Below are 14,465 nucleotides of genomic sequence, written 5' to 3'. Positions count from 1 at the left end.
GGGTATGCAAAAAAGCATCAGCTATTCGCGCGCGCCTCGATCTGCTCCCACTTTTCCAGCGCTTCCAGCAGTTCGCCTTCGATCTCGGCCACGCGCGCATTCAGGCGCTTGCCTTCGGCTGGCGTCTTCTTGTAGAAGTCCGGATGCGACAGTTCGGCGGCCAGCACCGATTGCTCGTCTTCCAGCTTGGCGATCAGTTTCGGCAACTCTTCCAGCTCGCGCTGTTCCTTGTAGCTGAGCTTTTTCTGCTTGGCGGCCGGCGCGGCAGCCTCGACCTTCACGGCCGGCTTGCTGGCTGGCGCCGTGGCGATCGGCAAGGTGCGCACGCGCTCCCAGTCCGTGTAGCCGCCGACGAATTCGCGCCACTTGCCCTCGCCTTCGGCGACGATCACCTGCGTGACCACGTTGTCGAGGAAGGTACGGTCATGGCTGACGAGGAAGACGGTGCCTGTGTATTCTTCCAGCAACTCTTCCAGCAATTCCAGGGTATCGATATCCAGGTCATTGGTCGGTTCATCGAGCACCAGCACGTTGGCCGGCTTGGCGAACAGACGCGCCAGCAGCAAACGGTTGCGCTCGCCGCCGGACAGCGACTTGACGGGCGAACGGGCGCGTTCCGGCGCGAACAGGAAGTCGTTCAGGTACGTCATCACGTGGCGGCGCTGGCCGTTGATCTCGACCCAGTCGCTGCCCGGCGCGATGGTTTCCATCAGGTTCGCCTCTTCGTTCAGCTGCGTGCGCATCTGGTCGAAATACGCCACTTGCAGCTTGGTACCCAGGCGGATGGTGCCCGTGTCCGACTGCTCTTCGCCGAGGATCATCTTCAGCAGGGTGGTCTTGCCGGCGCCGTTGGCGCCGATCAGGCCGACCTTGTCGCCGCGCAAGATGGTGGCGCTGAAATCCTTGACAATGACCTTGTCGCCGTAAATCTTGGAGACGTTTTCCAGGTCCGCCACGATCTTGCCCGAGCGTTCGCCGGCCGAGACGTCCAGCTTGACTTGTCCCTGCTGTTCACGGCGCGCATTGCGCGTCAGGCGCAGCGCTTCCAGGCGGCGCACGCGGCCTTCGTCGCGCACGCGGCGGGCCTTGACGCCCTTGCGTATCCACACTTCTTCCTGCGCCAGGAACTTGTCGAACTTGGCGTTTTCCACTTCTTCGATTTCCAGCTGCTCCGCCTTGCGCACTTGATACGCCGTGAAGTTGCCCGGATACGACAGCAAACGGCCGCGGTCGAGCTCGATGATGCGCGTGGCAACGTTGTCGAGGAAGGAGCGGTCATGGGTAATGAACAGCACGCTGCCCTTGAAGTCGCGCAACAAGCCTTCCAGCCACAGGATGGAACTGAAGTCCAGATGGTTGGTGGGCTCATCGAGCAGCAGCACGTCGGGCGCCGACACCAGCGCGCGCGCCAGGGCCACGCGCTTCTGCATCCCGCCGGACAGGGTTTTCATGGCCATGTCGCCCGTCAGGTTCAGACGGTCGAGCACGGTTTCCACCTTGTTCGGCAAGCTCCACGCATCGGCCGCATCGAGTTTGACCTGGATGTCGTGCATGCGTTCCATCAGTTCGTCGTCATTGCCCTGGCCAAACTGGCCCGTCAACGCATCGTATTCCTTCAGCCACGCCTGCGATTCGCCCATGCCGGACGCGACGGCGTCGAACACGGACATTTCCGGGTCGAATTGCGGTTCCTGCTCCACATACGCGATCTTGATGCCTTGTTGCATTACCAACAAGCCGTCATCGAGCTTGAACTTGCCCGAAATAACCTTCAACAGCGACGATTTACCCGTGCCGTTGCGGCCGATCAAGCCGACCCGCTCCGAGGTTTCCAGTGAAAATTCCGCGTGATCGAGCAGCGCGACGTGACCGAACGCAAGTTGCGCCGATGAAAGAGAAATGACAGCCATAATGAGTAAGAGTGCTCGGGCGCCGTCTCGCGCACACCGCGTGGTGTGCAAAACAGCCGCCGATTGGATGAATGAAGCACGCATTGTACCGATAACTCGGACTTCAATCGCCATCGACCAGTAATTACCGCCTGGATGATCACAGGCTGCCGACGCGCGTTGCGTGGAAACGTGGTGTCGCCAGCAGGAATCGAACCTGCATTTAAGTCTTAGGAGGACCTTGTACTATCCATTGTACGATGGCGACACGCGCAGCGGCATTATACAGGCTAGTTCCGGCCATTGACAGTCCGGCAGCGCGTGCGTGGAGCCGGAGCCTCAGTGTCCTGCCACCTGGCGCAATGGCGCCGGCAACGCAGGCGATGCCGAAGGCAACAAGGGCAGGATTTGCTGCGCCGCCAGATCGTGCGCCACCGGGTTCCAGTGGCCGTCCATCGGCAGGAAATCCATGCGCTCGCGCTGTTGCGCCCAATGGCGCGCGAATACCGGCTGCATGTCCACCACCTGATGGCCGTGTCGCAGGGCCGTCTGGATGAAAAATGCGCGATCGCCCGCTTTCCAGTTGGGTACCGCCTTCTGCGGCGCGTACAGCATGTTCCGGTCCGCATCGACCAGGAAGATAAAGCGCGTATCGCCAGCGCCGCCCAGCGCGCGCAATTGCGTCATGTAGTACTCGAGCGCGGCGGCGCGGCGTGCATCAGGTGCGCTGGCGGCCGGCGCCTGCGCCGCGGCAGGAGGACTGCGGCGCAATTGGCTCATCAACCAGTCAGGAAATTTCAAGTTGTAATAGATATAACGGGCCAGGGCCGAATAGGCGACCAGCCGCTTGGCCTTGGACTCGACATAGGGAACATGCACCAGCCTGATATCGTTCCCTTCGCTGACAAACATGCTGTGACCCCGCTGCGCCGGCGCCAGGATGTCCTGCATGTCCATCGGCTCGACAAACATCACCACCGTGCGCGGATGCAATTGCGCACGCGTATGACGGAACACTTCCAGCGCGTCGGCAAAGCCGTTGCCCGAGGCAGAGGCGGCATACACGCCGCCGCCCAGGGCTTGACTCAGCCGGCCTTGCAGGGTTTCCGGGTATTCCAGCATCAGGCTTTCGATAAAGCTGTCGCCGATGACAAGCACGGCCGCGCCATCCTTGAAATCGGGGGAGTTGGTAAAGCCCTGCCGATTCGTGCGGCCATGCCGGGCATTCGCCAGGGCCCAGCCATGCGAATACACGTAGTCCTGCTGCGGCAGATAACGGGCATACGGGCGCTGCTCGCTGCTCTGCTCCATGCGCAATCCGGACACCACCGGCATGCATTGCAGGAACGCTTCCAACGCCAGTGCCGTGACCAGCACACCCAGGCCTATCGCAAATATGGAGCGCATATGATTTGTCAGAAATTAAAATACAAGAATTCAGAAACGCCACGCGTCTCGCTAATTGCCAGCAAGACCAGGCAAAGCATCAACATGGCCCCCAGCAAGACGCTGCCCCGGCCACTGTCCAGGCGCTGCTCCGTCGACAGGCGCAAGCCTCGCCCCAGCAGCTCATACACATTCGGCAGGAAGAAAACGATGGCGGCGCAGACGCCCAGCCACCACAGGCAGGAACTCAGCTGCATGATGCGGTTCACGCCCAGCATGCTTTCCTGCATGGCGGGCGTCAGCGTGCCGCCGCCCATGGCTTGCAGCACGTCCAGCGCCACCTCGAGGGAACTGGCGCGAAAAAACACCCAGGCCAGCACCACGGCAAAAAAAGTCGCCAGTGCGCCGCCGGCCCGTATCGCCAGGTTGCTGCGCTGGCCCAGCAGATGACGCAAGGCATGGTTGACGATCAGATAAGCGCCGTGCAAGCAGCCCCAGACCACAAAGGTCCAGTTGGCGCCGTGCCACAGTCCGCCCAGCAGCATCGTGATCAGGAGGTTGCGGTAACGCAAGAATCCGCCCTTGCGGTTCCCGCCCAGGGGGATATACAGATAATCGCGCAGGAAATTGGACAGCGTGATGTGCCAGCGGCGCCAGAAATCGATGATGGAGGTCGCCTTGTATGGCGAGAGAAAGTTAATCGGCAAGATAATGCCGAACATATAGGACAAGCCATACGCCATGTCGCAGTAGGCCGAAAAGTCGAAATACAGCTGGAACGTATAGGCCAGCGCACCGGCCCATGCCTCCAGCATGCTCAAATGGGCGTGATGGAGGTCGAAGACGGGTGCGACGTAGCGCGCGATGCCATCGGCCAAAATGACTTTCTTGAACAGGCCAATCGTGAAGAATGCAAGGCCGACGATCAGGCGCCCGCGGCTGAAGACATGCGATTCGGCCTGCACGAACTGCGGCATCATCTCCTTGTGATGCAGAATCGGACCGGCGATCAGGTGCGGAAAGTAGGTGACGAACAAACCATAGCTTTCCGGCTGGTAATCCTTGACCTTGCCGGCGTGGCAATCGACCAGGTAGGCGATTTGCGTAAAGGTGAAAAACGAGATGCCGATCGGCAGGGTAATCCCCAGCGGCTGGAATGTCGCCCCCGTCAGGGTGGCAATATTGCTGATAAAAAAATCAAAATACTTGAAAAACACCAGCAGCGACAAATTAAAGGCGAGTCCGAGCCACAGCCAGTGCTTTGCCTCGCGCTTGCGGCCCGTCTCTTGACGTTTCGAGACGACTCGGCCAATGCTGAAGTTACAGCAGATTGACAGCAGCAGCAGCGGCAGGTAGGCGACATCCCAGTAACTATAGAATGCAAGCGAGGCCAGCAACAGGAAAATTATGGATAGCCGCAGCGAGTATTTTGACAGGAGAAAGTATCCCAGCAACGCCAACGGCAAGAACACCAGAAAGAACGGAAATGAATTAAATAACACGGTGCAATTCCATAAAGTTGCTTATACGTAACGCGTTGGCAGCCAGCAATGGCAAGTTTATGCTTTTAACGCTGAGTTTTGTTTATTATTATTCTGAACATGGTGACGAGACGAACTCTTGCCCGCACAATGTGCGGGCATGCGCCGGACAGTCACGATCAGGCGCGCCGTCGCCGGCAGCCATTCCTGTGTACCATTTCCCGCCACGCTGCCGAACCCGTACCAGCGTCCTGCCTTATTTGATACCCATGGTGGCAAACGGCGGCACGCTGAATTTCCTGCGCCGCGCGACGCCTGCACCAACCAGCAACAAGCCGGCCAGCATGAGTTGCAACATCGCGGGCTCGGGCACGGCGCTGACGCTAAATACTTGCATGGCGCCAAACGTGACGTTCGGATAGGAGCCATACGGCGCGCCATCGAGCAAGCTTGCGCCAAAGATGCCATTGACCGGGTCGATGTACGAATAGCGCGAAGAAATGCCATTGGTGCTCAGGTCCGCCGACATGCCCAGATCGGCGCCGATGCCGAACGTGGGGCCGGCGTCGATATCATTGAAGGTTTGATACGCCCCCACCGAGTCCAGCGCATAGGTTTTCGGCGTCTGCCGGAAATACTGGCCCGACGTCAGGTTGAAGATGAAGGCCGTGCGGTCGCGGTCTTCCGGCGTCATGTTGTAGGTACCCGACGAATTCCAGCTTTGCGGGTTGTAGCCGCCCACCAGCCAGGTCTGGCCGGCGGCGTTGCTCGCCTGCATCACGGAAAACGTGCGTCCCTTGCCGTCGGCGGCCAGGTGGAAGTCGCGCGAGGTGTCGCCTGCCGACTTCGTGTAGATGGCCGTCAGCGCCAGCGGCCCTTCACCCAGCCAGGCGGACAGCTGCGCTTCCTGCGCGCCGTTGAGCAAGGATTGCGCCGAGGCGGCAGGAACGCTGCCGATGCACAGCAAGGCACCGGCGAGCAAGGTGACGGGCCGCACCGCCTTGATTTTCAGCATGATTTGTTGTTGCATCGCTCCCCCTGTATATATGCCGCGAATTTTCGGCATATCAATATAGCACAGGGTGATATATTAATTGCATTAATTTATTTCAATTGAAATGCAGTTAAGGCAATAGTTTATTGCAGCCATCATGGCGGCAGCACCGCCGTCACCTCGATTTCCACCCTGGCACGATCCTCGATCAGGCCGGCCACCTGCACGGCCGTCATGGCTGGAAAGTGCTTGCCGATCAGCTCCCGGTACGCCACGCCGATTTGCGGATACGCCGCCACATACTCCTTCTTGTCGAGCACATACCAGTTCATGCGCACGATGTGCTCGGGCAAGGCGCCCGCCTCCGCCAGCACGGCGACGATATTCTGCAAAGCCTGGCGCACCTGCCCCGCAAAATCGTCCGTATGGAACTGGCCCTGCGCATCCCAGCCTATCATGCCGCTGACGTACACCGTGCGTCCGCTGGCGGCCACGCCGTTCGCATAGCCGCGCGGCCTGGCCCATCCCGGTGGTTGCAGCACTTGCATTGCGTTCTCCTGGTTATTCATACATGTCCCGCCTCGCGCAGCAGTTCGCGCGCGATGATCAATTGCTGTACTTCGCTGGCGCCCTCGTAGATGCGCAAGGCGCGGATTTCGCGGTACAGGCGCTCGACCGGGTGGTCGCTGACCACGCCCATGCCGCCGAACAGCTGCACGGCCGCGTCGATCACCTGCTGCGCCGTTTCCGTGGCCGTCAGCTTGGCCATGGCCGCTTCCTTCGTCACCTTGCGGCCCTGGTCGCGCTGCCAGGCGGCGCGGTAAGTCAGCAAGGCAGCCGCGTCGATGCCGGTGGCCATCTGCGCTAATTTTGCCTGCGTCAGCTGAAAGTCCGCCAGGGTCTGGCCGAACATCTGGCGCTTTGTCGCGTGGCGCAGCGCCTCGTCAAAGGCGCGCCGCGCAAAGCCCAGCGCGGCGGCGGCCACCGAGGTGCGGAACACGTCCAGCGTGGCCATCGCCACCTTGAAACCCTGTCCCGCCTCGCCCAGGCGCTGCGTGGCGGGCACGCGGCAGGCATTGAAACGCAGGCGCGCCAGCGGGTGCGGCGCGATCACCGCGATGCGCTCGGCGATTTCCAGGCCGGGATTGTCCGCGTCGACGATGAAGGCGCTGATGCCGCGCGCGCCCGGCGCCTCGCCCGTGCGGGCGAACACCACGTAAAAATCGGCGATGCCGCCGTTCGAGATCCACGTCTTTTCGCCATCGAGCACATACTCGTCGCCATCGCGGCGCGCCGCGCACGCCATGGCCGCCACGTCGGAGCCAGCCTGCGGCTCGGACAGGGCAAAGGCGGCGATGCGCTTGCCGCTGGCCACGTCCGGCAAATAGCGCGCCTTGTTGTCGGCGCTGCCGAACAGGCCGATGGCGCCGGAACCGAGTCCCTGCATGGCGAAGGCGAAATCGGCCAGGCCGTCGTGGCGCGCCAGGGTTTCGCGCATCAGGCAAATGGCGCGCGTGTCGATCTTGCCATCGGTGCCCGTGGCGTATGTCAGCCAGCCGCCCTGCCCCAGTTGCGCCACCAGCGCGCGGCAGGCGGCATCGACATCGGCGCCATGTGCTTCCTGCAGGTGCTGCGAAGCCCAGGCATCGAGCTCGGACTCAAGCTCCGCATGGCGCGCCTCGAAAAACGGCCAGTCCAGGTAAGTCGTGTCGCGTGTGCCACTCATGTCAGTCGCCCTCGAATTGCGGTTTTTCTTTCGCCACGAAGGCGTGATAGGCGCGGTGGAAATCGTTGGTGGCCATGCAAATGGCCTGCGCCTGCGCTTCCGCCTCGATGGCTTCATCGACGCCCATGTTCCACTCCTGCTGCAGCATTTTTTTCGTCATGCCGTGCGCGAAGGTGGGGCCGCCGGCCAGACCGGCGGCGAACAGCTGCGCCGCCTCGGCCAGCTCCCCGGGTTCGACCAGGCGGTTGAGCCAACCCCAGCGCTCGGCCTCGCTTCCAGGCAGGGAGCGCCCCGTGTACAGCAATTCTGCGGCGCGGCCCTGACCGATCACGCGCGGCAGCAAGGCGCAGGCGCCCATGTCGCAGCCGGCCAGGCCCACGCGGGTAAACAAAAAGGCCGTCTTGCTGCGCGCCGTGCCGATGCGGATATCGGAGGCCAGCGCCAGCATGGCGCCAGCGCCCGCGCAAATGCCGTCGATGGCGGCGACGATGGGTTGCGGACAGGCGCGCATGGCTTTCACCACGTCGCCCGTCATGCGGGTAAACGCCAGCAGGCCGGGCATGTCGAGCTGCGTCAGGGGGCCGATGATGTCGTGCACGTCGCCGCCCGAACAGAAATTGTCGCCGCTGCCCGTGATGACCACGGCCTTCACATCGTCCGCATGCGCCAGCGCGCGGAACAGCTCGCGCAGCTCCGCATACGAATCGAAGGTGAGCGGATTCTTGCGCTCGGGCCGGTGCAAGGTCAATGTGGCGACGCCTGCGTCGACGGAAAACAGGAAATGCCGCGCGGCGTAGCCGGCCAGGCTGGCGCGGTTGCTTGGCAGGTCTTGCGGCTGGCCGGGTAGATGGCGCATGCTCAGTCCTTTAGGGGGTGTTATTCAACTGCTGCTTCATGTGCGACAGCAGGTCGATCAATCGGGTTTTGTCGTCCGGCGTCACGCCGTGCAGCAGTTCGGCGATCCAGCCTTCGTGCACGCGCGCCATTTCGTCGAACGCGCGCCGGCCCGCCGGCGTCAGCTTGACGCTGTACGAGCGGCGGTCCTTCGGATCGACCACGCGCGCCACCAGTTTTTCCTGCTCCAGCTGGTCGGTGATGCCCGTGATATTGCCGCCAGTGACCATCATGCGTTTGGACAGTTCGCCCATGCGTAAACCTTCGGGAAAGCGTTCCAGCTGCGCCATCAAGTCGAAGCGGGGCAAGGTGATGCCGAAGGTGGCGCGCAGGCGCGTGCGCACCTCGTTTTCAATCTTGACCGTGCACGAGAGCATGCGCAGCCACAGCTTGAGCGACTGGTGGTGGTCCTGCGTCAACCGGCTGGCCAGATCCAGCACGGGTTCTTCCGGTACGTTCTCGGTTTCTTTATCCATGATCTTCATTCCGTTACATGACTTCACCGCCGGCGACGGCGATCGATTGTCCATTCATGGCGGCCGACGCGGGCAGGCATAGCCACGCCACCGCATCGGCCACTTCGCGCGGCTGCACCAGCCGCTGCTGCGGATTGCAGGCCGCCAGTTCCGCGCGCGCCGCATCTTCGCCGCGCCCCGTCTTGCGCACGATATTCTGCACGGCCTGGGCCACCATGTCCGTTTCCGTGTAGCCGGGGCAGACGGCGTTGACGGTGACGCCGCGCGGCGCCACCTCCAGCGCCAGCGCGCGCGTCAGGCCGATCACGCCATGCTTGGCGGCGACATAGGCGCTGACGTAGCGGTAGCCTTTCAAGCCCGCCGTCGATGCCACGTTGACGATGCGTCCCCAGCCCGCTTCCAGCATGCCCGGCATGGCCGCCTGGCAGCAGTGGAACACGCCCGTCAGGTTCACGGCCAGCATCTGCTGCCAGATGGCGGCATCCGTCTTGCCGAAAGGCGCAGCATGCGCCTGGCCCGCGTTGTTGATCAATATATCGATGCGGCCGAAATGCGCGGCGGCCTGCGCGAAGCCCGCCTGCACGGACGCTTCCACGGCCACATCGAGCACGCAGATGGCCACCCTGCCCGCATGGCCCTCTTCTTCCAGCTGCATGCGCGCACGCGCCAGCCGCGCGCCGTCGCGCCCGGCCAGGGTGACGCGGGCGCCCGCATCGAGCAAGGCGCGCGCGCAAGCGAGCCCGATGCCGCTGCCGGCGCCCGTCACCAGCGCGTGCCTGTCGATTATCGCTTGCGTCTTCATGTCATCCTTCCAGCAGCCGCGCGGCCACCTGTTGCGGGGTGAGACCCGTATTGGCGGCCGCCAGCTGGCGCTCGCGCTGCAGATTGCGTTCCAGCTGCTGCTGGCCCGGCCGGTACTGTTTCGGCCAGGCAGCTCCGGCGCCGCTGTAGCCGATGCGCGCCGTCTCCGTCAGGGTCCAGGCCGGGTTGGCCAGGTGCGGCCGGCCCACGGCGCACAGGTCGGCGCGCCCGGCGGCAATGATGCTGTTGGCGTGGTCGGCTTCAAAAATCGAGCCGACGGCCATACTGGCGATGCCCGCCTCGTTGCGCACGCGGTCAGCGAACGGTGCCTGGAACATGCGCCCGTAGACTGGCTGTTCGAGCTTGCTGACCTGACCCGAGGAGCAGTCGATCAGGTCGGCGCCCGCCTGCTTGAACAGGCGCGCGATGACGACGGCATCGTCAGGCGTGATGCCGCCATCGACCCAGTCGTGGGCCGAGATGCGCACGCTCATGGGTTTATCCTGCGGCCAGGCGGCGCGCATGGCGCGGAACACGCGCAGCGGATAGCGGCAGCGGTTTTCCAGGCTTCCGCCATATTCGTCCGTGCGGCGGTTGGTCAGCGGCGAGATAAAACTCGACAGCAGATAGCCGTGCGCGCAATGCAGCTCCAGCCAGTCGAAACCGGCGACGGCTGCCGCCAGGGTGGCGCGCACGAAATCCTGCTCGATGCGCGCCAGGTCGCTTTCCGTGGCCGCGCGCGCCACCTGCGACACGCCAGCCAGGTATTGCTGCTCCGAGGCCGAGATCAGCGGCCAGTTACCCTCTTTCAAGGGCAGGTCGATGCCATCCCACATGGGCCGCGTCGAGCCTTTCGCCCCCGCGTGGCCCAGCTGCAGGGCGATCTTCGCATCGCTGTTTGCATGCACGACATCGACGATGCGGCGCCAGGCCTGCGTGTGCGCTTCGCTGTACATGCCCGGGCAGGCGGGCGTGATGCGCGCATCGGCCGACACGCACGTCATCTCGGCAAACACGAGGCCCGCGCCGCCCATGGCGCGCGCACCCAGATGCATCAGATGGTAGTCACCCGCCACGCCATCGACGGCGCTATACTGCGCCATCGGCGAGACGGCGATGCGGTTTTTCAGCAGCACGCTGCGCAAGCGGAAGGGCGTGAGCATGGGCGGCAAGGCCTCGTCCAGCATCGCCACGCCAGCCTGCTCGCCCGCGCGCCGCGCCAGCCATCGCTCGTAATCGGCCACGTAGGCAGGGTCGCGCAGGCGCAGGTTTTCATGCGAGATGCGCTGGCTGCGCGTGAGCATGGAATAGGCGAACTGCGGCGCTTCCATGGCGCTGTAGCGTTCAACGTTTTCAAACCACTCCATGGAATTGCGCGCCGCGCTCTGGATTTTCAGCACCTCGATGGCGCGCATCTGCTGGTAGGCGGCCAGCGCCGCATCCGTACCGGCAGCGCTATCGGCATGCTGGCCGAAGCAGCGCGCCAGCTCGATCGCGTCTTCCAGCGCCAGCTTGGTGCCCGAGCCTATGGAGTAATGCGCCGTGTGGGCCGCGTCGCCCATCAACACGACGGGTACGCCATCCTGGCAGTGCACCCATTGGCGGCAGACGATGCGGGGGAAGGTGATCCACTGCGCCGAGCCACGCAGGTGCGGCGAATTGCTCAGTAAGCCGTGACCATCGAGTTCCTCGGCGAACAGGGCTTCGCAAAAGGCGATGCCCTCTTCCTGGCTCATGGCATCGAGGCCCGCCGCGCGCCACACGTGTTCGGGCGTTTCTACGATGAAGGTCGAGGTGTCGCCGTCATACTGGTAGATATGCGCCTGGAACCAGCCGTGCGGCGTCTGGCGGAAGGCAAACGTGAACGCCTCGAATTTCTTGCGCGTGCCCAGCCAGACGAAGCGGCAATGGCGCTGGTCGATCTCGGGCTGGTAGCTGGCCGCATAGCGCGTGCGGATGCGGCTGTTCAAGCCGTCGCTGGCGATCACCAGATCGGCGCCGTACTGGCGCGCGATAACCTGGTCGTCCTGCACCTCCGTCTCGAATACCAGATGCACACCGAGTTCCTCGCAGCGCGCCTGCAGGATGTTGAGCAGGCGCTTGCGGCCGATGCCGCAAAAGCCATGGCCCCCGGAGCGCACGGTCTCGCCCTTGAAGTGGATCTCGATATCGTCCCAGTGGTTGAACGCCTGCAGGATGGCGCGCGCCGTCGGCTCGTCCGCGTTGGCCAGGTTGCCCAGGGTCTGGTCGGAAAACACGACGCCCCAGCCAAACGTGTCATACGGGCGGTTGCGCTCGATGACGGTGATGCGGTGCGCGGGGTCCTGCTTTTTCATGAGCAGGCTGAAATACAGGCCGGCGGGGCCGCCGCCGATGCAGACAATATTCATGGAGTGTCCGTGCGAAGTTTGAAGCGCTGCAGCTTGCCCGTTTCCGTGCGCGGCAGGGAAGGCAGGAAATGGATGGCGCGCGGGTATTTATACGGGGCGATCTGCTGGCGCACGAAGTCCTGCAGTTCGGCCGCAAGCAGGTCGCTGGCCTGGCAGCCCTCCTTGAGCACCACGTGCGCCTCGACGATCTGGCCACGCTCGGCATCGGCGCGCCCGACCACGCCGCATTCGGCCACGGCCGGGTGGCGCAGCAGCGCCTCTTCCACTTCCGGGCCGGCGATGTTGTAGCCGGCCGAGACGATCATGTCGTCGCTGCGCGAGCGGTAATAGAAATAGCCGTCGGCATCCATCTCGAAGGTGTCGCCCGTCAGGTTCCAGCCATTCTGCACATACTCGCGCTGGCGCGGGTCGGACAGGTAGCGGCAACCGGTAGGGCCTTTCACGGCCAGGCGGCCCGTCACGCCGGGCGGCTGCGGCACGCCGGCGTCATCGACGATGCATGCCTGGTAGCCGGGGATGGCCTTGCCGATGGCGCCGCGGCGGATGCCCTCGCCCGTGGCGGAAATGAAGATGTGCAGCATCTCGGTGGCGCCGATGCCGTCCGTCATGGCCAGGCCCGTCGCCGCCTGCCAGGCGTCGCGCGTGGCCAGCGGCAGCGCTTCGCCGGCCGAGACGGACAGGCGCAGGCTGCGCAAGTCGTGGCTGGCCGCCAGGGGCGCCATCTGGCGGTAAAAGGTGGGCGCCGTGAAGCAGATGGTGGCGTGATAGGCCTCGATGGCGCGCAGCAGGCCGTCGGGCGTGAGTTTTTCCAGCAGCACGGCGCAAGCGCCAAAGCGCAGGGGGAACAGCAGCAAGCCACCGAGGCCGAAGGTGAACGCCAGCGGCGGCGTGCCGATGAAGATATCGTCGGCGCGCACCTGCAGCATGGAGCGGGGAAAGCAGTCGCAGATGGCCAGCAGGTCGCGGTGCATGTGCATGGTGCCTTTGGGGACGCCCGTCGTGCCCGAGGTAAAGCTGATCAGGCAGACGTCGTCGGCCGCCGTATCGCATGCGGCAAATGGCGCATCGTGGGCCGCCATGCGCTGTTCCAGTTCGGCGCCCCCGGCGCCAAAGCACAGCATGGCGGGCAAGCCGGGCACGCCATCGAGTTCCGCGCGCAAGCCTTGCGCGCACAGCACGGCGTTCACTTCCGCCTTGGCCAGGATGGTGGACAGCTCACACGCGCGCAGCAGCGGCATGGTGGGCACGGCGATGCAGCCCGCTTTCAGCACGGCCAGCAGGCAGGCGGCCATCATGGGCGTATTCGCGCCGCGCAGCAGCACGCGGTTGCCGGGGATCAGGCGCAGGTCGCTGCGCAGCACGTGGGCGATGCGGTCGACCTGCCGCGCCAGCTGTGCATAGGTCCAGCGCTGGCCGTCGGCAAGGATGGCGGTGCGCCCGCCGCCGCCATTGGCCACGACGGCATCGAGCAGCGCGGCGACGCAATTGAGGCGCGCCGGATACTGCAGCTCGGGCAAGTCAAGGCACAGTTGCGGCCAGAGTGCGCGCGGCGGCAAATGCGCGCGCGCAAAGTCGTCCTGGGGAGATGCGGTGGTAGGCGAAGGGTCGCTGCTCATGCTCATCCTGGCTGGTAGCGGGCGCGTGCACAAGGCCCGGAAGCAGATACTTTAAACCTAAAGTATTTCCCCGGCAAGCGAAAAACGGCAGATTCAGTCGATCCCGTCCTGTTGCCGCAGCAGGCGCGCCTGCTGCGCCACGCTGCGCGCCAGGGCGGCCAGCGCCGTCTGCATCTGGTCGCCATCGAGCACCGAGGCCTGCAGCAGGGCCATCATCCCGGCTTCCGCGCCATGCAAACCCAGGGTGCGGCAACCGAGGTGCAGCCGTTCGAGCTGCTGGCGCGCCTGGGCCGGTTCGCCGCGCGCCAGCAAGGCGTCGACCTGTTCGCTGGCGGCGACTATCTGTCCCTGGAAGCCCGTCAGATACGCCAGCAGGCGTTCGCTGTCGATGCCCAGCCGCTGCAAGGTGTCGCGCGGCGCCTCGGCCGGCAAGGCCGAGACGTCGAAGCAGGCGTCGATATGCTGGCGCACCTGCTCCGGCTGGAAAGGCTTGACGATGTAGCCGGCGGCGCCGGCCTGCACGGCGTCGCGCACCGTGTCCTGGTCATTGGCCGACGACACGAGCACCAGCGGCATGGCATCGAGCGCGCTGTCGGAGCGAATTTTCTGCAGCAGCTCCATGCCGGACAGGCGCGGCATGCGCAGGTCGCAGAAGCACAGCGACGGGCGCAAGCCGCCTTCGAGCTGTTCCCACGCCGCCGCGCCATCTTCGGCTTCCACGATATCGTGCACGCCGCAGCTGTCGATCAGATGCATCAATACCATGCGCGACACGACATCATCGTCAACCACCAGTACTTTCATTGCGTTCT

The 14,465-nt window shown here is 64.0% G+C and carries 12 protein-coding genes and 1 tRNA gene; all 13 read right to left on the bottom strand.

Annotated features, from left to right (window positions below; translation table 11 throughout):
• Nucleotides 1–17: 17 nt before the first annotated feature.
• The 13 genes from OX460_RS22905 to OX460_RS22845 all read right to left on the bottom strand — a co-directional run bounded on the left by OX460_RS22905 (nucleotide 18) and on the right by OX460_RS22845 (nucleotide 14,457).
• Nucleotides 18–1,910, bottom strand: a complete 1,893-nt coding sequence (locus OX460_RS22905) for an ATP-binding cassette domain-containing protein (RefSeq protein WP_077400945.1) — start codon at nucleotides 1,908–1,910, stop codon at nucleotides 18–20.
• A 172-nt stretch (nucleotides 1,911–2,082) separates the two neighbouring features.
• Nucleotides 2,083–2,157, bottom strand: a tRNA-Arg gene (locus tag OX460_RS22900).
• A gap of 71 nt (nucleotides 2,158–2,228) precedes the next feature.
• The gene (locus tag OX460_RS22895) at nucleotides 2,229–3,296 is read right to left on the bottom strand and encodes a hypothetical protein (RefSeq protein WP_289900032.1); all 1,068 of its coding nucleotides are present in this window, start codon (nucleotides 3,294–3,296) and stop codon (nucleotides 2,229–2,231) included.
• An 8-nt stretch (nucleotides 3,297–3,304) separates the two neighbouring features.
• Nucleotides 3,305–4,672 carry an MBOAT family protein gene (locus OX460_RS22890; RefSeq protein WP_354669839.1) on the bottom strand — a complete coding sequence of 456 codons (1,368 nt, stop codon included), beginning with the start codon at nucleotides 4,670–4,672 and terminating at the stop codon, nucleotides 3,305–3,307.
• 340 nt (nucleotides 4,673–5,012) lie between these two features.
• Nucleotides 5,013–5,786, bottom strand: a complete 774-nt coding sequence (locus OX460_RS22885; RefSeq protein WP_289900030.1) for a PEP_CTERM-anchored TLD domain-containing protein — start codon at nucleotides 5,784–5,786, stop codon at nucleotides 5,013–5,015.
• Nucleotides 5,787–5,905: 119 nt separating this feature from the next.
• The gene (locus OX460_RS22880) at nucleotides 5,906–6,298 is read right to left on the bottom strand and encodes a RidA family protein (protein ID WP_035828787.1); all 393 of its coding nucleotides are present in this window, start codon (nucleotides 6,296–6,298) and stop codon (nucleotides 5,906–5,908) included.
• 17 nt (nucleotides 6,299–6,315) lie between these two features.
• Nucleotides 6,316–7,476 (bottom strand): acyl-CoA dehydrogenase family protein, encoded by a 1,161-nt coding sequence (locus OX460_RS22875; RefSeq protein ID WP_289900029.1) that lies wholly within the window; start codon nucleotides 7,474–7,476, stop codon nucleotides 6,316–6,318.
• A gap of 1 nt (nucleotide 7,477) precedes the next feature.
• Nucleotides 7,478–8,332 carry an enoyl-CoA hydratase family protein gene (locus OX460_RS22870; RefSeq protein WP_289900028.1) on the bottom strand — a complete coding sequence of 285 codons (855 nt, stop codon included), beginning with the start codon at nucleotides 8,330–8,332 and terminating at the stop codon, nucleotides 7,478–7,480.
• A 10-nt stretch (nucleotides 8,333–8,342) separates the two neighbouring features.
• On the bottom strand, nucleotides 8,343–8,846 hold the full coding sequence (locus OX460_RS22865) for a MarR family transcriptional regulator (RefSeq protein ID WP_289900027.1): 504 nt from the start codon (nucleotides 8,844–8,846) through the stop codon (nucleotides 8,343–8,345).
• Nucleotides 8,847–8,859: 13 nt separating this feature from the next.
• A complete protein-coding gene (locus OX460_RS22860; RefSeq protein WP_289900026.1) occupies nucleotides 8,860–9,648 on the bottom strand; it encodes an SDR family NAD(P)-dependent oxidoreductase in 789 nt (262 codons plus the stop codon).
• A 1-nt stretch (nucleotide 9,649) separates the two neighbouring features.
• Nucleotides 9,650–12,037 carry a bifunctional salicylyl-CoA 5-hydroxylase/oxidoreductase gene (locus tag OX460_RS22855; RefSeq protein ID WP_289900025.1) on the bottom strand — a complete coding sequence of 796 codons (2,388 nt, stop codon included), beginning with the start codon at nucleotides 12,035–12,037 and terminating at the stop codon, nucleotides 9,650–9,652.
• Nucleotides 12,034–13,653, bottom strand: coding sequence for an AMP-binding protein (locus OX460_RS22850; protein ID WP_289900024.1), 1,620 nt, complete (start codon nucleotides 13,651–13,653; stop codon nucleotides 12,034–12,036). Before OX460_RS22850 ends, OX460_RS22855 begins: the two co-directional genes overlap by 4 nt.
• Nucleotides 13,654–13,746: 93 nt before the next feature.
• On the bottom strand, nucleotides 13,747–14,457 hold the full coding sequence (locus OX460_RS22845; RefSeq protein ID WP_077400918.1) for a response regulator: 711 nt from the start codon (nucleotides 14,455–14,457) through the stop codon (nucleotides 13,747–13,749).
• Nucleotides 14,458–14,465 lie beyond the last annotated feature (8 nt).

The sequence above is a fragment of the Janthinobacterium sp. SUN033 genome, assembly GCF_030397595.1.
Classification (GTDB): Bacteria; Pseudomonadota; Gammaproteobacteria; order Burkholderiales; family Burkholderiaceae_D; genus Janthinobacterium; species Janthinobacterium kumbetense.
The sequence above is the reverse complement of the archived record's forward strand: the minus strand, read 5'-3'. Positions and strand labels throughout refer to the sequence as shown.

What these genes read in the sequence shown, in the direction of transcription:
- OX460_RS22905 (WP_077400945.1), bottom strand. Translation starts at nt 1,910, where the DNA reads ATGGCTGTCATTTCTCTTTCATCGGCGCAACTTGCGTTCGGTCACGTC.
- OX460_RS22895 (WP_289900032.1), bottom strand. Translation starts at nt 3,296, where the DNA reads ATGCGCTCCATATTTGCGATAGGCCTGGGTGTGCTGGTCACGGCACTG.
- OX460_RS22885 (WP_289900030.1), bottom strand. Translation starts at nt 5,786, where the DNA reads ATGCAACAACAAATCATGCTGAAAATCAAGGCGGTGCGGCCCGTCACC.
- OX460_RS22880 (WP_035828787.1), bottom strand. Translation starts at nt 6,298, where the DNA reads ATGCAAGTGCTGCAACCACCGGGATGGGCCAGGCCGCGCGGCTATGCG.
- OX460_RS22875 (WP_289900029.1), bottom strand. Translation starts at nt 7,476, where the DNA reads ATGAGTGGCACACGCGACACGACTTACCTGGACTGGCCGTTTTTCGAG.
- OX460_RS22870 (WP_289900028.1), bottom strand. Translation starts at nt 8,332, where the DNA reads ATGCGCCATCTACCCGGCCAGCCGCAAGACCTGCCAAGCAACCGCGCC.
- OX460_RS22865 (WP_289900027.1), bottom strand. Translation starts at nt 8,846, where the DNA reads ATGGATAAAGAAACCGAGAACGTACCGGAAGAACCCGTGCTGGATCTG.
- OX460_RS22860 (WP_289900026.1), bottom strand. Translation starts at nt 9,648, where the DNA reads ATGAAGACGCAAGCGATAATCGACAGGCACGCGCTGGTGACGGGCGCC.
- OX460_RS22855 (WP_289900025.1), bottom strand. Translation starts at nt 12,037, where the DNA reads ATGAATATTGTCTGCATCGGCGGCGGCCCCGCCGGCCTGTATTTCAGC.
- OX460_RS22850 (WP_289900024.1), bottom strand. Translation starts at nt 13,653, where the DNA reads ATGAGCAGCGACCCTTCGCCTACCACCGCATCTCCCCAGGACGACTTT.
- OX460_RS22845 (WP_077400918.1), bottom strand. Translation starts at nt 14,457, where the DNA reads ATGAAAGTACTGGTGGTTGACGATGATGTCGTGTCGCGCATGGTATTG.